Genomic DNA, 452 nt, shown 5'->3' on the forward strand with positions numbered 1-452 from the left:
TCTCCAATGAGATTGTGCAGCACCACGACTGGCTGCCCACCTTCTTGGCCGTGGCGGGCGACCCGGATATCGTCGAGAAGTTGAAGAACGGCCATACGGCCGGGGCCGATGGAAAGACCGAGTACAAGGTCCATATCGACGGGTACAACCTGCTGCCGTACCTCACCGGCGAGGTGGAGAAGAGCCCGCGCCGCGGAATGATCTACTTCTCCGACGACGGCGACGTGCTGGGCATCCGAGCGGACAACTGGAAGATCGTGTTCATGGAGCAACGTTGCCAGGGCACCCTGCAGGTATGGTTCGAGCCGTTCACCAAGTTGCGTGCGCCCAAGCTGTTCAATTTGCGCACCGACCCCTTCGAGCGTGCGGACGTTACATCAAACACCTACTGGGACTGGATGATCGACCGCCTGTTCCTCATGTTCTACGGCTCCGCGATCGTGACGCAGTTC

Annotated in this window: 1 protein-coding gene; it reads left to right on the forward strand. The window is 60.0% G+C overall.

Annotated elements, in window-relative coordinates; genetic code table 11:
• Positions 1 to 14: 14 nt before the first annotated feature.
• A partial coding sequence (locus RNB18_RS51975) for an alkaline phosphatase family protein (protein ID WP_311721054.1) occupies positions 15 to 452 on the forward strand: 438 nt, incomplete at its 3' end.

Origin of the sequence: Streptomyces doebereineriae, from assembly GCF_031845645.1 — a bacterium.
GTDB lineage: Bacteria > Actinomycetota > Actinomycetes > Streptomycetales > Streptomycetaceae > Streptomyces > Streptomyces canus.